Source organism: Vulcaniibacterium thermophilum, assembly GCF_007923255.1.
GTDB lineage: Bacteria > Pseudomonadota > Gammaproteobacteria > Xanthomonadales > Xanthomonadaceae > Lysobacter_F > Lysobacter_F thermophilum.
Genome location: NZ_VOHJ01000003.1, coordinates 134,186 through 152,340 on the forward strand (window position 1 = coordinate 134,186; position 18,155 = coordinate 152,340).

Here is an 18,155-nt window from a genome sequence, read left to right on the forward strand (position 1 = left end):
GTATCCGCGACAGCCGGCTACGGTCGCGGTGGCGCGACGGCGGTCTGCGGGGGCATGGCAATCGCGTTCCACTTCGGGTCGGTGGTGAACAGCAGCCGGTGGGTGGCGGTTCCCGGCAACGTGGCGTGCGGCCGGGCGACCGACACCAGGGCGAAGTAGCGCTGCTGCGTGGCGGTCGCTGCCGCTTCGAGCGCCTGGTGGAGCAGTTCCGTGTCCGGCGCAGGAGCGCGCGCTTCCACAAGGCAGGCCGCGCGTGTGCAGGCCAGCCGCTCGATGGCGTATTGCGGTGCCGTCCTCGTCAACCAGTCCGCCATCGCCGCGCGATACCGCTGCGCGCGGCTGAGCGCTTCGTGATCGCTCTCGCGTTCCACGCGCGTCATGAAGGCATCGAAGCGGTCGCTGTGGAGAATGGCGTTCGCCATGTCGCCGCGCACGGCGGCGGCATCGAGGAACAGCCGCTCCGGCGGGACGCGCGCATCGGTCAACACCTGCGAAAGCGAGGCCGGACCGACGTCCCCCGAGGCGAGCGGGTTCGAGCGGCCTGAAGTCGTATCCCGCGGCATCGAGTCCGGCGGCTGCGCCCCCTGCATCGATGCGGAGGCCGCGGACGCCGGGGGCGGAGAACTGCGGCGCGGGTACAGCGCGACCGCGACGCCGACGGCGAGAATGGCGAGGAGGCCGGCCAGGATCGGTCGCTTTCCGTGCATCGCAGCTCCTTACGGGATCGGTCCTCGCGTGAGAATGCCGTTCCGGACGCCGCCTTGTGAAGCCCGGCTTGCGGACCATGCGATCAAGACGACCCGTCCGCACGGCTGAACGCGTCATCCACCGCCTGCGCGCGGCGGCGAGGACGGCGCCCGGGGCCGCTATCGTGTGAGCTCCGAGTGAAGCCCCGTCCCATGTCCCTCAGCCGAGAACTGCGCGACGCGCTCGAGCGTCTGCGCGGCAACCTGTCCACGCTCGCGCAGGAGCATCCCGAAGCCGGCGCCTTCCTCGCCGCGCTGCGCCGGGAAGCGGCGCCGCTGCTCGCGCAGGTGGAGAACGACGACCAGCGCCACGCGCTGCTGGCCGAACTGAGCCTCATGGCGTGCGAGGCGGGCGTGCCCGGCGAGACGGCGCGCAGGGTGCTGATGGGAGGCGGCGGCTGACCTCGCGGCGTCGGTGCGAAGCTCATTGCAGCCACGGCGGCAGCGGCTCGCCGTGACGCAGCTTGGCGGCGCGGTAGCGCGCGGCGGCGTCGGGGCTGAAGGTCGTGCGCGGGTCGTAGAACGCCTCGAACGTGCGCGCGCCGTCCGGCAGCGCGAACCACGGCTGGCGCGAGGCGGTGTAGATGTGCACGTCCGGCGCCAGCGTGTGCGGCGCCTCGAGCGTGCCCACCCGCACGAACCGGATCGCCGCGCCGCCGCCGCCGTAGTGGCTCCACAGCGCGATGCGGCACTGCGCGCAGCGCGCCACGCGTTGTCCGCGGCCGCTCTCGGTCGGCAGCACGATCGCTTCCGGCGCGCCCTGCAGCAGCGTCACCCGGTCGGTTTCGACGAGCGCGTTCAGCGCGAACGCGGTGCCGGTCTGTCGCTGGCAGTAGCGGCAGTGGCAGCAGTGCACGATGATCGGCGGCGCTTCCATGCGATAGCGCACCGCGCCGCAACTGCAGCCGCCTTCGAGCGGGAACGTCATCGTCCACCTCCGTCGGATCCCGTCGCCAGCTTACGGCGCGCAGTCTCACCCGGTGAGAGCGTGGCGGCTACACTCCGGGGTATGACGCTGTCCGACCTTCTCCTCCTCGCCGTTCTCGCCGCCGCGGTGGTCGCGGTGCTGCTGCTGCTGCGTCTGTCGCGCCGGCGCCCGGAAGCGGTGCTGCAGGCGATGCACGATGCGCTCCAGCAGGCGCTGCGCAGCGAGCAGCGCGAAGGGCGGCTGGAGCTGCGCCAGCAGCTCGACGGCCTGTCGGCGTTGCAGGAGCAGCGCATCGAGGCGTTCGGCCAGCGCCTGGACGGGCTGACCGCGCGCACCGACGAGCGGCTCGAGCGCCTGCGCGAGGCGCTCACCGAGGACGCGCGGCGCTCCCGGCTCGAAGCGGCCGAGCAGCAGCAGCGCTTCGCCGACGCGCTCGGCCAGCGGCTCGCCGAACTCACCCAGCGCAACGAGCAGCGCATCGCCGAGATGCGGCGCACGCTCGACGAGCAGTTGCAGCGCATGCAGGCCGACAACGCCGCCAAGCTCGAACAGATGCGCGCGACGGTGGAGGAGAAACTGCAGTCCACGCTGGAAACGCGGCTGGGCGAGTCGTTCCGGCTGGTGTCCGAGCGGCTGGAGCAGGTGCATCGCGGCCTCGGCGAGATGCAGCAGCTCGCCAGCGGCGTGGGCGATCTCAAGCGCGTGCTCGGCAACGTCAAGACGCGCGGCACGTTCGGCGAGGTGCAACTGGGCGCCCTGCTCGAGCAGGTGCTCACGCGCGGCCAGTACGAGGCCAACGTGGCGACCGTGCCCGGCAGCGGCGAACGCGTCGAGTATGCGGTGCGCCTGCCCGGCGCCGCGCCGGAGACGCCGGTGCGCCTGCCGATCGACGCCAAGTTCCCGCGCGAGGACTACGAGCGCCTGCTCGATGCGCAGGACCGCGCCGACGCCGACGCGGTGGCCGCCGCCGGCGCCGCGCTGGAGCGCCGCATCCGCGAGGAGGCCAAGCGCATCTGCACGAAGTACGTCGCGCCGCCGCACACCACCGACTTCGCGTTGCTGTTCCTGCCGACCGAGGGCCTGTACGCCGAAGCGCTGCGTCGTCCGGGCCTGTTCGAGGCGCTGCAGCGCGAGCACCGCGTGACCCTGGTCGGACCGACCACGCTGCTGGCCGTGCTCAACAGCCTGCAGATGGGCTTCCGCACGCTGGCGATCGAGCAGCGCAGCGGCGAGGTGCGGCAGTTGCTGGGCGCGGTGAAGACCGAGTTCGGCAAGTTCGGCGTGGTGCTGGAGAAGGCGAGCAAACAGCTCGACACGGTACGCAACAGCCTCACCGACGCCGGCGTGCGCACCCGCGCCATCGAGCGCAAGCTGAAGGCGGTCGAAGCCCTGCCGGAGGACAACGCCCGCGCGCTGCTCGGCGAGATCGCGGAGATCGATGCCGAGGGCCCCTGAGGCCGGCCCACGGCGCCGGCTGCGCCGTCGCCGCTTGCAGAAGCGGCTTCAGCCGCGACGCCAGCAACGCACCGCACCGCGCCTTCGGCGCGTGCCCTCCCCCAACCCCCACATCCGGCCCGCCGCAGCGCGGCGGGGGTTCGTCGGCGTGCGATCCTGCGGTTCGCAAGCGCGCCTCTTCACCCCGTGCACGGGAGAGGGGCTTCGAACGTCCACATCCCACCCTGCGGGAGCGGCTCAGTTGCCGCCCGGGATCGGCATCGCGTCGACCGGCACGGTCGGGTTGGTCTCGTCCTGCAGGTAATCCGGCAATTCCTCGCCGTTCATGCGGTCGCCGAAGATCTGGTAATTGCGCCGCTGCGTCCAGGCGTCGCGCACCAGGATGTAATCGTCCCCGGCGCCTTCGCGCAGGCTGTCGATCGCCAGCAGTTGCGCGCGCGTGTCCACCAGTTGCAGGCCCTGCAGCGGAACGCGGATGCGGTCGGCCTCGACCTGGCGCAGCGGGCTGAGCGGCGCATCGCCCGCCAGGCCGAACGCGTCGCGCACCGTGCGCGGGCCGAACAGCGGCAGTTCGAGATAGCGCGAGCGCTTCCAGCCCCACACGCCCAGCGTCTGGCCGAAGTCCTCCTGCGTGCGCGGCAGGCGGGCGTCGCTGGCGGGATCGAACACGCCGCCGATGCCGAGCGTGCTGTTGAGCAGGAACCGGCCGAGCGACTGCGCCGCCTGCTTCGGCTTGCCCTGCAGCAGCGAGTTCACCGCGGTGACCGGCTGGCCGAGGTTGCTGAAGAAGTTGCTCACGCCCAGCCGCAGCGGACGCGGCACCACCCGCACGTAGGTGCGGGCCAGCGGCCGCGCGATCGCGTGGTCGACCGCCACGTTGAAGCGGTGCATGCGCCGGTTGTAGCGCTCCCACGGGTCGTAGGGCTCGGCGGTCTGCGCCGGCGCCGGCAGGGTCGGATCGGCGACCGGGTTGTAGATCGCATCGAAGTCGCGCTCGGCCTCGGTGCGCGGATCGTCGATGGGGGCAGCCTCCGGGGCGGGAACCGTCTCCTGCGACTGCGGTGCCTCCTGCGGCGCTTGCGTGTCCTGCGCCGGTTCGGCCGCCTGCGCCGCCGCCGTGCCGGCCGCGAGGGCGGCTTCCGCGGCGCGGGCGGTTTCCTCGGCAGTGGAGCCGTCGGACGTCTCCGCCGACGCGGTTTCGACGCCGGCCTGGGCGAGCGCGGTGCCGCTGGCGAGCAGCAGCGTGAGGGCGAGGGCGGACGGGCGCATCCGTGCAGTGTAGTGGGGTGGACGGGAGCCGGTGGGCCGGCGAGGGAAACGGAACGGTGCGGCTCAGGCGGCGAAGCGCAGGGCCTCGTCGAGGCGGTAGGCCGTGCGCAGCTCGGCCAGGCCCGGCGGCGCGCCGTCGATGGCGATGCCGCCCGCGCGCTCGGCCAGTTCGGCCAGCAGGGCGAGGCCGGCGCTATCCACCGCGTCCACCGCGCGCAGGTCGAAGCGGCGGGCGCCGGCGACGAGCGCCAGCGCCTGCGGCCACAGCGCCGCGCACGCGGCGCGGACCAGCGCGCCGGCGAACACCAGCGTGTCGCCGTCGCGGCGCGCGCTCGCCGCGCTCACCGGCGGCCGCCGCCCGCGCCGGCCTGCAGGCGGCCGGCCTTGAGATCGGCGGCGACCTGCGCGATCGACTTCTGCCGCAGCGGCGCGTCGAACTGGGTGCGGAAGGTCTGCACGAAGCTGACGCCCTCCACCATCACGTCGAACACCTTCCACTGGCCGCCGACCTTGTGCATCAGGTAGTCGACCGGAATCGGCGCCGCGCCCTCGCGCAGGTACTCGCTGGAGACCTTCACGATGGCGCCGTTGCGCAGCGCGGTTTCCGACTTCACCCGTACCTGCAGGCGGGTGTTGAAGTCGAGCAGGGAGGAGCCGTAGCGCTGCATCAGGTTGTCGGCGAGCGCGTCGGCGAACAGGCGGATGTCGGCATCGGAGGCGCCGCGCGCGTGCGCGCCGAGCACCAGGCGGGCGGCGTAATCGCGGTCGAACGCCTGGCTGAACTCGCTGCTCACGAACTGGCGCAGCGCGGCGCGGTTGCGGGTGAACTCGGCGCGGCGCGCTTCCAGCGTGGCGAGGATGCGCTTGGAGTTCTCCAGCACCAGCGCGCTCGGCGTGCCGGCGCGCGGCGCGGCGGCCGCGGCCTTGGCCGGCGTCTGGGCGATGGCGGGCGCGGCCGCGAGCAGGGCGGCGGCGAGTGCGGGAGCGAGGAGCAGGCGGGGGAAGGTCATGGAAGCGTTCCGTGGAAAGAGGGTCAGGGCGCCGGAGCGTCGGCGCCGGAGGTGACGTCCTGTGTAGCCGGGTCGGGCTGGCCGCCGGCTGAGCCGCCGGAGGCGCCGCTGAACATGTACTTGCCGACGAGCTGGATCAGGTCGACCGACGGCTGGGTCAGCACGATCTCGTCGCCGGGCTTCAGCGGCTGCGGATCGCCGCCCGGCGTGAGCCCGACGTAGCTCTCGCCGAGCAGACCGTTGGTGAGGATGCTGGCGGTGGTGTCGGCGGGCAGCTCCTTGTAGCGGCCGTCGATGGCGAGCGTCACCACCGAGTCCAGCTTGACCGGATCGAGCGCGATCGATTCGACGCGGCCGATCGCCACGCCGCCGATCTTCACCGGCGCATTGAGGCGCAGCGCGCCGACGTTGGAGAAGCGCGCGGTCAGCGGATAGCTCTCGCCGCCGAAGCCGAAGCGCTGGTTGGTCGAGGCGACCGCCAGCACCAGCAGCGTGGCCAGCGCCAGCATCAGGAACGCACCGACGGCGAATTCGATTCGGGGGCTGCGCATGGGGGGCGGGATTCGGGATTGGGGTTGGGGAGTCGTTGGATTCGGTCGGGGCTCCGGGCGTGCGGCCCTGGAGCCCCGCCGCTCAGAACAACCAGGCCGACATGACGAAATTGAACATCAGCACCAGCAGCGAGGCGTTCACCACCGCGCGCGTGGTCGCCACCGAGGTGCCTTCGATGGTCGGCTCGGCGTGGTAGCCGACGAACGCGGCCACCCACGCGGCCAGCGCGCCGAACACCGCGGCCTTGTAGAACGCGACCAGGAAGTCGTCGCGGAAATCGACCGCATCGCGCAGCACCTGCCAGTACGGGCCCGGCTCCAGGCCGAGCACGTGCACGGCCTCGAACCAGCTCGCCAGCAGGCCGAAGCTGGTGAAGAACGCGGTCAGCAGCGGTACGCACAGCACCGCCGCCCAGAACCGCGGCGCCACCGCCTTCGCCACCGGATCGATCGCCATCAGCCCGAGCGCGGTGATCTGGTCGGTCGCGCGCATCAGGCCGAGTTCCGCGGAAATCGAGCTGCCGGCACGGCCGATGAACAGCAGCCCGGTCAGCACCGGCGCCAGCTCGCGGTACAGCCCGAGCCCGACCAGCGCGCTGACCTGGTTGGCGGCGCCGTAGGTGGCGAGCGCGTTGTGGCCCAGCAGCGTCACCGACAGGCCCACGAACGCGCCGCCGACCGCGATGATCGGCAGCGAGCGCGCGCCGATCTTGTAGACCTCGCGCGTGAGCTCGCGCAGGAAGTCGGCATGCGGCGTGGACGCGCGCAGGATCGCGAGCAGGAACAGCCCGGAGCGCCCGAGCGCGCGCACGGTGTCGGTCAGCGGCGTCATGCGGCCTCCGTGCGCGCGGCGGCGTCGAACGCGATCGGGCCGTCCGGCTCGCCGCGCAGGAACTGGCGCACGAACGGGTCGTGCGAGGTTTCCAGTTCCGACGGCGTGCCGGCGAACACGATGCGGCCGTTGGCGATCACCAGCGCGTGGTCGGCCACCGGCAGCGTCTCGTGCACGTGGTGGCTGACCACGATGCTGGTCAGGCCCAAAGTGTCGTTGAGGCGGCGGATCAGCGCCATGATCACGCCGGAGGCGATCGGGTCCAGCCCGGTCAGCGGCTCGTCGTAGACCATCAGCGGCGGATCGAGCGCGAGCGCGCGCGCCAGTGCGACCCGCCGCGCCATGCCCCCGGACAGCTCGCGCGGATACAGGTCGGCGGCCGCGCGCAGGCCGACCGCATGCAGCTTCATCCGCACCAGGCGCGCGATCACCGGCTCCGGCAGATCGGTATGCGCGCGCAGCGGCAGCGCGACGTTCTCGGCGGCGGTGAGATCGGTCAGCAGGCCGTTGCCCTGCAGCAGCACGCCGATGCCCTTGCGCAGCGAAAGCAGCGCGCGGCGCTCGCGCGGGACCGGCTGGCCGAACACCTCGACGGTGCCGGCGGCCGGTTCCAGCTCGCCGGTGATCGCCGCCAGCAGCGTCGACTTGCCGCTGCCGGAAGGCCCCAGCACGGCGACGATCGCGCCCTTGGGCACGTCCAGATCGAGCCCGCGCAGGATCGTGCGTCCGCCGCGGTCGAGGCGGACGCCGGAGAGGCGGACGATGGGCGCGGAAGCGGTCATGGACGCAAGGGCCAGCCCGCGCGGCAGCGCGGAGGGCGGACAGGATGACGGGAGCAGGCTGAATGGTGAACGAAACTCTCACATTTTCGCATGCTCTCGACCGCAGCCGCGCCGCGCCGCGGAACGGATTCAGCCGCGCGGTGCGCCGGCATGCTGCAGGAGCGTTCGGTCGCGGCCCGGGTCGGCCGGCCGTAGCCCGGGTAAGCGAAGCGCACCCGGGATTGCGCGCGAACCAGCCCGCGGACCCGGGTGCGGGCTTCGCCCTTACCGGGCTACGCCCTGTAGGAGCGCTTCAGCCGCAAGCGGAATGCGGCATTGCGGCATTGCGCGGCTTCGGCGCACACGGACTGAGTTCCGCCCGCTGCCGCGGGCGGGCTACTTTTCTTTGTCTTGCCAAAGAAAAGTAGCCAAAAGAAAGGCGCTTTCCCGACAAGACAATCGCTGGCGGTTCACCGCCCTCGGGATTTTCGTACGCGACCTCCCCCGTATCGAGTACGGGGCAGGCTCTGTCGCGTCCGAAAACGGCCGGCATCCATGCCGGCCGTCCTCCGGGTCTCCGATTCACGGGGGTTCGCTGGCCCGAAAGGAGGGCAGGACTCTGTGTTGCGGGCCTGATGACCCTTGAGGAGCGGCTTAAGCCGCAACCGTGACCCCCAGAAAAGTAGCCCGCCCGCGGCAGCGGGCGGAACGCACGGCCGGCGGGCGCGGTGTCGCGGTTCCGCTCCGGCTGGCACCGGATCGCGGCTGAGGCCGCTGCTCCAGGCGGCCGTGCGGTCTCGGCTTGTGCGACGCCCTCCGGCAAGATGGGTCGGATGAGCGGTCTGCGCATCTACTACTCCAACGCCCTCGACGTGCTCGCCGGCCTGCTGGCGCGCGAGGTCGCGCGCGCGCCCGCCGACGGCGACTGGCTGCGGCCGGACGTGGTGGTGGTGCCGCAGTTCGCGATGCGGCGCTGGCTGCAGCAGGAGCTGGCCACCCAGACCGGCATCTGCGCCAACCTGCGCTTCCTCACGCCGGGCGAATTCGTCGATGACGCGCTCGAGGCCGAACTCGGCGCCGTCCCCGCGGCCGACCGCCTGCCGCCGGAGATCTCGCGCTGGCATCTGCTGCGCGCACTGGAGCACGACCCGCCGCCCGCGCTGCGCGGCTACCTCGGCGACGGCGACCCGCTGCGGCGCTGGTCGCTGGCCGAGGCGCTGGCGCAGGTGTTCGAGCGCTACCAGGCGTGGCGGCGCGACTGGCTGCTGGCGTGGGAGCGCGGCCGCGACGACGACGCCCAGGCGCGGCTGTGGCGCGCGATCGCGCGCGGCCGGTCGCATCGTGCGAAGCGCATCGACGCCTACCTTGCGCGCTTCGGCGGCGACGGCGGCGAGCGGCCCCGCGCGCTGCCGCCGCGGCTGTTCGTGTTCGCCTGCCAGAACGTCTCGCCGGACGTGCTGCAGGTGATCCTCAGCCAGTCGCGCGCCGGCGAGCAGCACTACTACGTGCACACGCCGGCGCGCGCGTGGTGGGGCGACGTGCGCCGCTGGGCGGCCGACTACGTGCCCGCCGAGGACGACCGTTTCGCCGGCGACAACCCGTTGCTGGCGGCATGGGGCCAGGCCGGCCGCGACTTCGTCGCCGCGCTCGCCAGCGGCGAGGCCGGCCACGCGCAGTGGGAGGCGCAGGCGTTCGCCGAGCCGCCCGCGCACACGCTGCTCGGCCGGCTGCAGCGCGACGTGCTCGACAACCGCCCGCCGTGCGCGGACGCCGCACCCGACTGGCCGCGCGCGCAGGTCGATCAGGGCGACGTCAGCCTGCAGTTCCACGCCTGCCACACCCGCCTGCGCGAAGTGCAGGTGCTGCACGACCAACTGCGCGCGCTGCTCGAACGCCCCGCGGCGCCGGGCGAGCCCGCGCTGGAGCCGCGCGACATCGCCGTGCTCGCGCCCGACATCGATGCCTACGCGCCGCACATCGAGGCGGTGTTCGGCGGCGCGCTCGGCACCGCGCGCGAGATCCCCTACACCATCGCCGACACCAGCCCGCTCGCCAGCGCCTCGCTGGCCGAGGCCTTCCTGCGCGTGCTGGAACTGCCGCTGCGCGCGCTCACCGCGGGCGAACTGGTCGACCTGCTGGCGGTGCCGGCGATCGCCGCGCGCTTCGGGCTCGACGATGCGGCGCGCGGCACGATCCAGGCCTGGCTGGAGCACGCCGGCGCGCGCTGGGCGTTCGACGCCGCCGACCGCGTGCGCCACGGCGCGGCGCCGGAGCCGGCATACACGCTGCTGTTCGCGCTCGAACGCCTGCTGCTCGGATACGCGCTGGGCGAGGAGGCGGAGGCCGCCGGCATCGCCGCGTGGCCCGGGCTCGAAGGCCAGGACGCGGACACGCTCGACCGTCTGCTGCAGGTGGTCGCGCTGCTGCGCCAGGCCGGCGCCGAACTGGCCGACGCGCAGCCGCCCGCGCGCTGGGGCGAGAAGCTCGACGCGCTGCTGTCGCGGCTGTTCGCGGTCGAACGCGACGGCGCCGAGGCGCGCGTGCTGGCGCGCCTGCGCGAGGCGGTGGCGGCGTTCGCGCAGAGCGCGCAGGACGCCGGTTACGACGCGCCGGTGCCGCACGCGGTGGTGCTGGCGCACCTGCGCCGCGCGCTGTCGGAAGTCGATGCGCGCGCGCCGTTCCTGTCCGGCGGCGTGTGCTTCGGTCGGATGGTGCCGATGCGGCTGATCCCGTTCCGCGCGATCTGCCTGCTCGGCATGGAGGAGACCGCATTCCCGGCGCGCGATCCGCGCGATCCGCTCAACCGCCTCGCGCAAGAGCTCGACGGCCCGCGTCGCCGCGTCGGCGATCCCTCGCTGCGCGATGCCGACCGCTTCCTGTTCCTGCAACTGTTCGCCTCCGCCGGGCGCGTGTTCTACGTGAGCTGGCCGGGCTTCGACCCGCGCGACGGTCACGCCCGGCCGCCGGCGGCGCCGGTCGCCGAGCTGCTGGATGCGGCCGCGGCCTGCCACGCCGCCGCCGATGCGCGCGAACGTGAGGCCGTGCGCGAGGCGCTGGTGGTGAAGCACGCGCTGCAGCCGTATTCGGCGGCCAACTTCGGCGCGGCGCGGGTGGGCGATGCCGTCGGCGATCCGCGCCGCTTCAGCTACGACGCGCGCTGGCATGCGGCCGCCGCGGCGGCGGTGGGCGCGCGCGCGCGGCTGCCGGCGTTCGCGCCCGTGCCATTGGCCGTCGCCGGCGAACCCGAGCGCGTGCTCACGCTCGATCGCCTGCGCAGCGCGCTGGCGCGGCCGGCGAAATTCTTCCTGCAGGAGGGCGTGCGCCTGCGGCTGCCGGAGGAGGAACCGGCACTGCCCGAGCACGAGCCGCTCGGCGAGCCGGAGTCGCTCGACCGCTACCGGCTGCAGACCGAGGTGTTCGCGCACTGGCTGCGCACCGGCGAGCGGCCGCGCGCGGACGCGCTGTTCCCCGCCTTCCTCGCCCGCGCCTGGCTCGCGCCGGGCGAAGACGGCCTGCGCGCGCTGTGCGACGCGATCGCCTGCGTCGCGCCGTATGCGGAGCGTGCGCTGGAGGCCGGTTTCCACGGCGAGGGCGGCAAGCGGCCGTACGCGTTCGAGCTCGGTGGCGTGCGTCTGCAGGGCGTGCTCGCCGGCGTGCACGGCGAACGCGTGCTGCGCGTCGCGCTGCGGCCGAAGGGCCGCCACGGCGGGCATGCGCTGCGGCATGGTCTCGACCGGCTGGTGGCGTCGCGGCTGGGCCTTGCGCTGGTGGAGATCGCCAACGACAAGGAAGGCGCGGCGGTCGCCGTGCGCGAAGCCGCGTTCGCGCCGGACGACATCGATGCCAGCCTCGCCGCGCTGATCGCACTGCGCGAACACGCCCGCACGCGGCCGCTGCCGTTCCTGCCGAAGAGCGCGTACGCCGCGTGGTGTGCGCTGGCGGCAGGCGGCGACGATGCGGAAGCACTCGAACGCGCCGCGAACGAATGGCGCGGCCGCGACGGCAGCGAAGGCGAGGCCGATGCCGCCACCCGGCTCGCGCTGCGCGGCCGCGATCCGTTCCGGGACGGCGATGCGCAGGCGTGCGCGCATCTGCTGCGGCTGGCGCGGGCAGTGTTCGGCGCGCTCGAACACGGCACCCCGTTCGACGCGGAGGCGCTGGCATGAGCGCACACGCATCCGCCCTGGCGAAGCGGCGGCTGATCGAGGCCAGCGCCGGCACCGGCAAGACCTACGCGCTCGCCGGCCGGTTCGCGCGCGCGGTGATCGTCGACGGCGTGCGCGTGCCGCGCATCCTCGCGGTGACCTACACGGTGAAGGCCACCGAGGAGCTGCAGGAGCGCGTGCGGCTGCGCCTGCAGCGCGCCGCCGAGCTGGCCGCCGGCTGGGACGGCGGCGAGCCGCGCGAGGAACCCGCCGAGGACGCCCTGCTGCGCGCGCTGATCGCCGAGGCGCTCGGCAACGAAGCCCTGCCCGCGTTGCAGCGGCGCCTGCAGCGTGCGGCGCGCGAGCTCGACCTCGCCGCCATCCTCACCATCCACCAGTTCTGCCAGCGCGTGCTGCGCGAGCAGGCGTTGCTCACCGGCCAGCCGCTGCTGGCCGCGGAGCTGCAGCCGGACAACCTCGCCGCACGGCGCGCGCTGGCGGTGGCGCTGTGGCGCGAGGCCGCGCGCGATGCCGAGGCGGTGGCGTTCCTGCGGCGCGCGTTCGGCGCGCCGGACAGGCTTGCCGAGGCGCTCGCCGATCTGCTCGCGCCCGAACCGCTGCTGCCGGCGCCGCCCGACCCCATGCCGCGCGATCCGCGGACCGAGGCGGAAGCCGCCTGGCGCGCGCTGGTCGCCGCCTGGCGCACGCACGGCGAGGCGTTCCGCGCGCGGCTGGCGCCGCTGTTCGGCAACGGCCTCAACCGCGGCCAGTACAAGCCGGAGCATGCCGAGGCGGCGTTCGACTGGCTGGCGCGCCAGCCGGAGCTGCCACCGCCGGACGCGCTGCACGAGAAGCTCGCCAAGTACGGCGCGCGCGCGCTGGCCAAGGGCTGCAACAAGGGCGCAACGCCGCCGGATTCGCCGCTGTGCGCGGCGATCGATGCGCTGCTGGACGCGCGCGAGGCGCTCGCGGCCTGGTGCGCCGCCGACGACCTGCGCCGCCTGCACGCGCTGCGCGAGCGCGCCCGCGCGCTCGATGCGCGGCGCAAGCAGGCGTTCAACGTGCGCGCGTTCGACGATCTGATCGAGGCGGTGCATGCCGCCCTGCGCGAGCCGGACACGCGCGCGGCGCTGGTCGCCGCGGTGCGTGAACGGTTCGCGCTCGCGCTGGTCGACGAGTTCCAGGACACCGACGCCCGCCAGTGGGCGATCTTCGACGCGCTGTTCGAGCGCGACGGCCTGGTGCTGGTGGGCGACCCCAAGCAGGCGATCTACCGCTTCCGCGGCGGCGACATCGCCACCTACCTGGCCGCTCGCGACCGGGTGGACGAAGTCGAGGCGCTGACGCGCAACTTCCGCTCGCGTCCGTGCGTGATCGGTACGGTCAACGCGCTGTTCGAACGCATGTCGCAGCGCGAGGCGCTCGGGGCAGGCATCGCGTTCGACGCCGCGCAGCCCGGTGGGCGCGTCGCCGACGCCGATCTGGTGCTGGACGATGCGCCCGCGCCGGCGCTGCGCTTCCATGCCGTGCCGCCGCTGCCCGGCGACGAGCCGCGCGATGCGGAAGGCTCGCGCCGCATCGCCGCCGGGCTGTGCGCGCAGGCGATCGTTGCCGACCTGCAGGCGGCCGCCGACGGCCGCCTGCGCCTGCGCGAAGGCGAGCGCCTGCGCGCGCTGGAACCGCGCGACTGCGCGGTGCTGGTGCGCAGCCACCGCGAAGCCGCGGACATCCGCCAGGCGCTGGCCGGCACCGGCGTGCCGGTCGCCGCTGCCGGCCGTGGCAGCCTGTACGAGAGCGACGAGGCGCTCGATCTGCTGACGCTGCTGCTCGCGGTGCGTGCGCCAGGCGACGAGCGCCGCGTGCGCGCCGCGCTCGCCTCGCCGCTGTTCGGCTTCGATGCCGCCGCGCTGGCCGCGCTCGACGCCGAGGGCGACGCCCTGCGCCGCTGGCAGCAGCGCTTCGAGAGCTGGCGCGCGCGCTGGGAACGGCACGGACCGCAGGCGATGCTGACCGACGTGCTGGCCGAGCGCGCCGAAGTGCTGCGCGCGCTCACCGACGGCGAGCGCCGCCTGGCCAACTGGCTGCAGCTCGGCGAGCTGCTGCAGGAGACGCGCGCGCAGCGGCTCGGCACCCAGGGCCAGATCGACGCGCTGCGCGCGGCGATCGCCAACGCCGACCGCGACGATGAAGCGCAATGGCCGCGGCTGGAATCGGACGCCGCCTGCGTGCAAATCCTCACCCTGCACGCCAGCAAGGGCCTGGAGTTCCCGCTGGTGTACCTGCCGTTCCTCGGCCTCGGCCAGAACGGGCAGGTGCGCGGCGACTTCGCGCTGTACACCGAGCACGGCCGCCGCGTGCGCTACTGGCGGCGCGGCGGCGACTGGAAGACCGCCTGCCAGCGGCATCTGGCCGAAGAGGGCGAGGAGACGATGCGCCTGCTCTACGTCGGCCTCACCCGCGCGCGCCATGCGCTGTGGGTCTGCGGCGGCGCGCTGGCGAAGGCCGAGGGCAGCCCGTTGGCGGCGCTGCTCGGGGGCACCGTGCCGTCGCCTTCGCTGCGCGAGGCGCTGGGCGCCGCGCTCGAACTGCGCGAGGGCGAACCGGCGCCGGAGACGCCGACGCTGCGCCGGCCCGCCGCGCCGCCGCCGCCCGCCCCGCGCGCGCCGCGGCGCACGCTGCGCCGCGACTGGTGGATCCACAGCTTCAGCCAGTTGCACCGGCAGCTCCCGCACGGCGTGCTGGCCGGCGCCGAGGAATCGCCCGCGCTCGACGAACGCGCGCTGCCGCCGCCCGAAACCGCGGGCGGACCTGCGAGCGCGTTCGCCGGCGAGCGCTTCGGCAATGCCCTGCACCACGCGCTCGAACACGCCGATTTCGCCGCCTGGCGCGGCAGCGACGGCGCGGTGCCGGATGGCCAGCGCGAGGTGCTGCTCGATGCCCTGCGCAGCCAGCAGTACCCGGCGGCGCAATGGGACGCCGGCATCGCCGAGCTCGCGCCGCTGGTGGCGCGCACGCTCAACGCCGCGTTGCCCGCCCGCGAGGGCGCGTTCGCGCTGTGCGCGCTGCCGCCGGGCGCGCGCGTGGCGGAGATGGAGTTCCACTTCGCGCTCGCCGATGCCGACAGCCGCGCGCTGCTTTCGCGGCTGCACGCGCACGGCGTCGCCGCCCACCGCCAGGACTTCGGCGGCTGGACCCGGCTGGCCGGGCTGATGACCGGCAAGATCGACCTCGTGTGCCGCGTGGACGGGGCGCTGTACGTGCTCGACTACAAGTCCAACCGTCTGCGCGACTACGAGCCGGACACGATCGCCCAGGCCATGCGCGCGAGCGAATACGACCTGCAGGCGCTGCTCTACACCGTCGCCGTGCACCGCTGGCTGCGCGCGCGGCGCGGCACCGCTTACGACTACGGGCGCGACATCGGCGGCGTGCGTTATCTGTTCTGCCGCGGGCTCGATCCGCAGCGCCCCGGCCGCGGCGTGCACGCGCTGCGCTTCGATCGCGCGCTGGTCGAGGGCGTCGACGCGCTGCTCGGCGGTACGCCCTTCGCCTCGGCCGCCCCGCGGTAGGAGCAACTCCCGCAGCGGGGAGCGCCGACGAACGCCGTCGCGCTAGTACGCCGCCTCGACGTTCGCCTCCAGCGGCACCTGGTGCGCCTTCAGCCACGCCACCACCTGGCGCCGCTCGGCGAGCGCGCGGTCGTTGAGCACGTTGCGCGGGAAGCCGAAGTAGTAGGTCTGGAACGTCGCACCGCCGGAGTTCTTCGCCAGCGGCGAGGCGCCGGCGTCCAGCAGCATCAGGATGATCGCGCCGGCGTTGGTGCGCGCGGCGGCGTGCAGCGGGGTGTCGCCGTTGCGGTCGGCGAGGTTCGGATCGGCGCCGGCATCCAGCAGCATCCGCACCTGCGCCGGGTTCTGGCCGAGGATCGCGCGCAGCAGCGGGCGCGCGCCGCTGACCGGATTGGCGACGTTGGGATCGCCGCCCTTCTCCAGCACCAGCTTCAGGAACGCCGGATCGTCGACGAACGCCGCCGCGTGCACCGGCGTCTCGCCGCCGCCGCCGGGCCTGTTCGGATCGGCGCCGCCGTCGAGCAGCGCCTTCGCGCTCGCCAGCTTGCGCTGGCCGATCGCCTCCACCAGCAGCGTCGCGCCGTCGGCGCCGGGCGTGTCCGGATCGACGCCCTGCAGATGCCGCCGCACTTCGGCGGCATCGTCCTCGGCGACGGCACGGGCGAGCGGGGCGAGCGTGGGGGTGTCGAAGCGGTCGCGGTTCATGGGCTCTCGCGCGCAGCCTGCGGCGCAGGCCATCAGGACGACCAGCAGGGCGGCAGGACCGGTCATGCGCCCGAGTCTACACACGCCGGCGTTGCGATCCGGTGGGGCGCGGCATGCTCAGCGCCCGGTCAGCCAGCCGACGAAGTCGGCGCCCTTCTGCGCCACGAAGCCGACGCCGTCCCAGGCCTTCTCGGCGACGTTGCCGACCACGTCCGCCGCCCCGTGGGCGACGTCGCCGCCGAGATCGATCGCGCCGGCCAGCACGTCGCCGACCACGCCGTCGATCTTCCCGTCGACCTTCGCCGCCACGCTCTCCGCGCCGCGGTTGAGGCTGTCGCCGACCGAGTTCCACACGCCTTCGACCACGTCGCCGCCGATGCGGAACGCGCCCTGCACGTAGTTGCCGCGCGCGAAGTCGTTGCGGGCGACGTCGACCACGTCGGCGACGAGGTCATGCGTGTTGCGCGCGAAGTCGTCCTTCAGCCGGTCGGGCACCAGGTCCTGCAGGCGCTTGCCGAGGTCGGACGGATTCTCGTAGCCGGGCCGCCACGGCTGGTGTTCGATCATGGCCGCGGTCAGCGCGTTCGGGCTGTGGCTGATCGCGCCGTAGGCCAGGTTGCCGACCAGGTTCGCGCCGCCGGTGAGTACGCCGACCAGCGGATTCACCGGCAGGAACGGCGTGTGGCGGCCGGCTTCCACCAGCGCGTCGATCGCCGCGAGCTGGCGCGGCGACAGGTTCGCAAGCTCGATCGGCCCGTAGTTCGAGAACATGCGGTGCGCATCGGCGCTGGCCGGCTTCACCACGATCCTGGTGCCGAGCGCGTCCGGCATCGCAAGGCCCAGCGGGCTGGCCTCCTGCGCCTGCGTCAGCAGATCGCTGTGCATCGAATAGGCGCGGATCTGGCCGCCTTCGGCGATGTCGCGCGCGCGCTGCGGGTCCAGTCCCATGCGGTCGAAGGTGTTGGGATGGATGCCGGAGGCGTCGAACGTCACCGCCGGCACGCCGCTGGCGAGCGCGCCCACGGTGGCCAGACCGCCGCCCTGCGAATGGCCGGTGATCGCAAGGTTGCTGGACTGCGCGCCGGCATTGCCGAACACGCGCTGGAACTCGACCGCGGTGTTGACCGCGGTGCCGCTGAACTTGTCGACCGGGTCGGTGGGGAAGCCGGTGCCCTGGCGGAAGTTGTTCTCCCAGTCGGCCGCGCCCTCGGCGGTGCCGCGGTACGACAGCACGTAGTTGCCCCGGCCGTCGGTGTAGATCTCGGCGCGGAACTCCTGCTGCGTGGTCTGCTCGCCGCCGCCGAGGAACTGGTGACGCCAGGCGGTCGGATCGGCGATGCCGCGCTCGCGCAGGTCGGCATCGCTGACCGCGCTCCAGCCGGCCGGCGGCCCGCCGCGGGTGCCGTACACGGCGGTGGCGAGCTGCGACAGCGTGACGTCGAACGGCTGCGCCTGCCGGCCGCGCACCACGTCGGCCAGCGTGCGGCCGGGCGGCAGCGCGTAGGGGTCGTGGCGCGATGCCGCCGGCGGCTGTACCTGCGGGTGGTAGCTCGGCTCCAGCCGGTACGGCCCCTGCGCCGGGGTCGGGGTGGCCTGGCCGGCCGCGCCGAGGTCGGCCTCGTACGGGCGCCAGCCCGTTGGCGCGGAACGGACGGGATCGAACGCGATGCCCATGGCGCTGCCTCCGGATCGTCTGCGGCGACCGTACCGGGGCGCATGTGGCGGCGGGTAGCTGGGGTGGACCCGAGGGGTGAGCCGGCGCGCTTGCGAGCCATTGGCTCGCGCGCCGGCGAACGCCCGCCGCGCTGCGGCGGGCCGGGACGAGCCGGCGCGCTTGCGAGCCATTGGCTCGCGCGCCGGCGAACGCCCGCCGCGCTGCGGCGGGCCGGGACGAGCCGGCGCGCTTGCGAGCCGAAGGTCGTAGCCCGGGTAAGGGCGAAGCCCGCACCCGGGACCGTTGGCGGGGGCCCGTCATCCCGGGTGCGCTTCGCTTACCCGGGCTACGGCATCTGCGGTGCGTCAGGACGCGCCCTTCGCGCCAGGCGGCGCCGGGGGCGTGCAAGCGCGTGCACGGCGACACTCACCCGACCACCGCAGACCCGGAGGGCGGCCGGCATGGATGCCGGCCGTTTTCGGACGCGACAGGGAGGTCGCGTACGAAAATCCCGAGGGCGGTGAACCGCC

Annotated in this window: 14 protein-coding genes; 4 read left to right on the forward strand and 10 right to left on the reverse strand. The window is 73.9% G+C overall.

Features of this window, described 5'->3' with window-relative positions:
* Window positions 1-17: 17 nt before the first annotated feature.
* Window positions 18-590: a hypothetical protein gene (locus FQY64_RS02525; protein ID WP_146472128.1), complete on the reverse strand. Its 573-nt coding sequence runs from the start codon at window positions 588-590 to the stop codon at window positions 18-20.
* Between the two features lie 309 nt (window positions 591-899).
* Here FQY64_RS02525 and FQY64_RS02530 point away from each other — a divergent pair, with 309 nt between their 5' ends.
* Complete coding sequence (locus tag FQY64_RS02530; RefSeq protein ID WP_146472129.1) at window positions 900-1,148, forward strand: hypothetical protein; 249 nt, start codon at window positions 900-902, stop codon at window positions 1,146-1,148.
* 22 nt (window positions 1,149-1,170) lie between these two features.
* On the opposite strand, the gene FQY64_RS02535 is transcribed toward FQY64_RS02530, so the two are convergent.
* A complete protein-coding gene (locus tag FQY64_RS02535; RefSeq protein WP_146472130.1) occupies window positions 1,171-1,674 on the reverse strand; it encodes a GFA family protein in 504 nt (167 codons plus the stop codon).
* An 81-nt stretch (window positions 1,675-1,755) separates the two neighbouring features.
* Here FQY64_RS02535 and FQY64_RS02540 point away from each other — a divergent pair, with 81 nt between their 5' ends.
* Window positions 1,756-3,129 carry a DNA recombination protein RmuC gene (locus FQY64_RS02540; protein ID WP_146472131.1) on the forward strand — a complete coding sequence of 458 codons (1,374 nt, stop codon included), beginning with the start codon at window positions 1,756-1,758 and terminating at the stop codon, window positions 3,127-3,129.
* A gap of 237 nt (window positions 3,130-3,366) precedes the next feature.
* Here FQY64_RS02540 and FQY64_RS02545 read toward each other — a convergent pair whose 3' ends face one another.
* From FQY64_RS02545 to FQY64_RS02570, 6 genes are all read right to left on the reverse strand, one after another.
* A complete protein-coding gene (locus tag FQY64_RS02545) occupies window positions 3,367-4,398 on the reverse strand; it encodes an MlaA family lipoprotein (protein WP_146472132.1) in 1,032 nt (343 codons plus the stop codon).
* A 63-nt stretch (window positions 4,399-4,461) separates the two neighbouring features.
* A complete protein-coding gene (locus tag FQY64_RS02550) occupies window positions 4,462-4,743 on the reverse strand; it encodes an STAS domain-containing protein (protein WP_146472133.1) in 282 nt (93 codons plus the stop codon).
* On the reverse strand, window positions 4,740-5,408 hold the full coding sequence (locus FQY64_RS02555; RefSeq protein WP_146472134.1) for an MlaC/ttg2D family ABC transporter substrate-binding protein: 669 nt from the start codon (window positions 5,406-5,408) through the stop codon (window positions 4,740-4,742). Before FQY64_RS02555 ends, FQY64_RS02550 begins: the two co-directional genes overlap by 4 nt.
* Window positions 5,409-5,431: 23 nt before the next feature.
* Complete coding sequence (mlaD, locus tag FQY64_RS02560) at window positions 5,432-5,959, reverse strand: outer membrane lipid asymmetry maintenance protein MlaD (RefSeq protein ID WP_146472135.1); 528 nt, start codon at window positions 5,957-5,959, stop codon at window positions 5,432-5,434.
* Window positions 5,960-6,041: 82 nt separating this feature from the next.
* Window positions 6,042-6,791 (reverse strand): MlaE family lipid ABC transporter permease subunit, encoded by a 750-nt coding sequence (locus tag FQY64_RS02565; RefSeq protein WP_146472136.1) that lies wholly within the window; start codon window positions 6,789-6,791, stop codon window positions 6,042-6,044.
* Window positions 6,788-7,573 carry an ABC transporter ATP-binding protein gene (locus FQY64_RS02570; protein WP_146472137.1) on the reverse strand — a complete coding sequence of 262 codons (786 nt, stop codon included), beginning with the start codon at window positions 7,571-7,573 and terminating at the stop codon, window positions 6,788-6,790. Before FQY64_RS02570 ends, FQY64_RS02565 begins: the two co-directional genes overlap by 4 nt.
* A gap of 812 nt (window positions 7,574-8,385) precedes the next feature.
* Here FQY64_RS02570 and recC point away from each other — a divergent pair.
* Together recC and FQY64_RS02580 are read left to right on the forward strand one after the other, a co-directional pair.
* Complete coding sequence (gene recC / locus FQY64_RS02575; protein WP_186760829.1) at window positions 8,386-11,718, forward strand: exodeoxyribonuclease V subunit gamma; 3,333 nt, start codon at window positions 8,386-8,388, stop codon at window positions 11,716-11,718.
* A complete protein-coding gene (locus FQY64_RS02580) occupies window positions 11,715-15,266 on the forward strand; it encodes a UvrD-helicase domain-containing protein (RefSeq protein ID WP_186760830.1) in 3,552 nt (1,183 codons plus the stop codon). The genes recC and FQY64_RS02580 overlap by 4 nt, the downstream gene beginning before the upstream one ends.
* Window positions 15,267-15,308: 42 nt before the next feature.
* Here the strand turns inward: FQY64_RS02580 and FQY64_RS02585 are convergent, their stop codons facing one another.
* Together FQY64_RS02585 and FQY64_RS02590 are read right to left on the reverse strand one after the other, a co-directional pair.
* Complete coding sequence (locus tag FQY64_RS02585) at window positions 15,309-16,037, reverse strand: ankyrin repeat domain-containing protein (protein ID WP_146472140.1); 729 nt, start codon at window positions 16,035-16,037, stop codon at window positions 15,309-15,311.
* 51 nt (window positions 16,038-16,088) lie between these two features.
* A complete protein-coding gene (locus FQY64_RS02590) occupies window positions 16,089-17,645 on the reverse strand; it encodes a Tle-like phospholipase domain-containing protein (protein WP_146472141.1) in 1,557 nt (518 codons plus the stop codon).
* Between the last annotated feature and the right edge of the window lie 510 nt (window positions 17,646-18,155).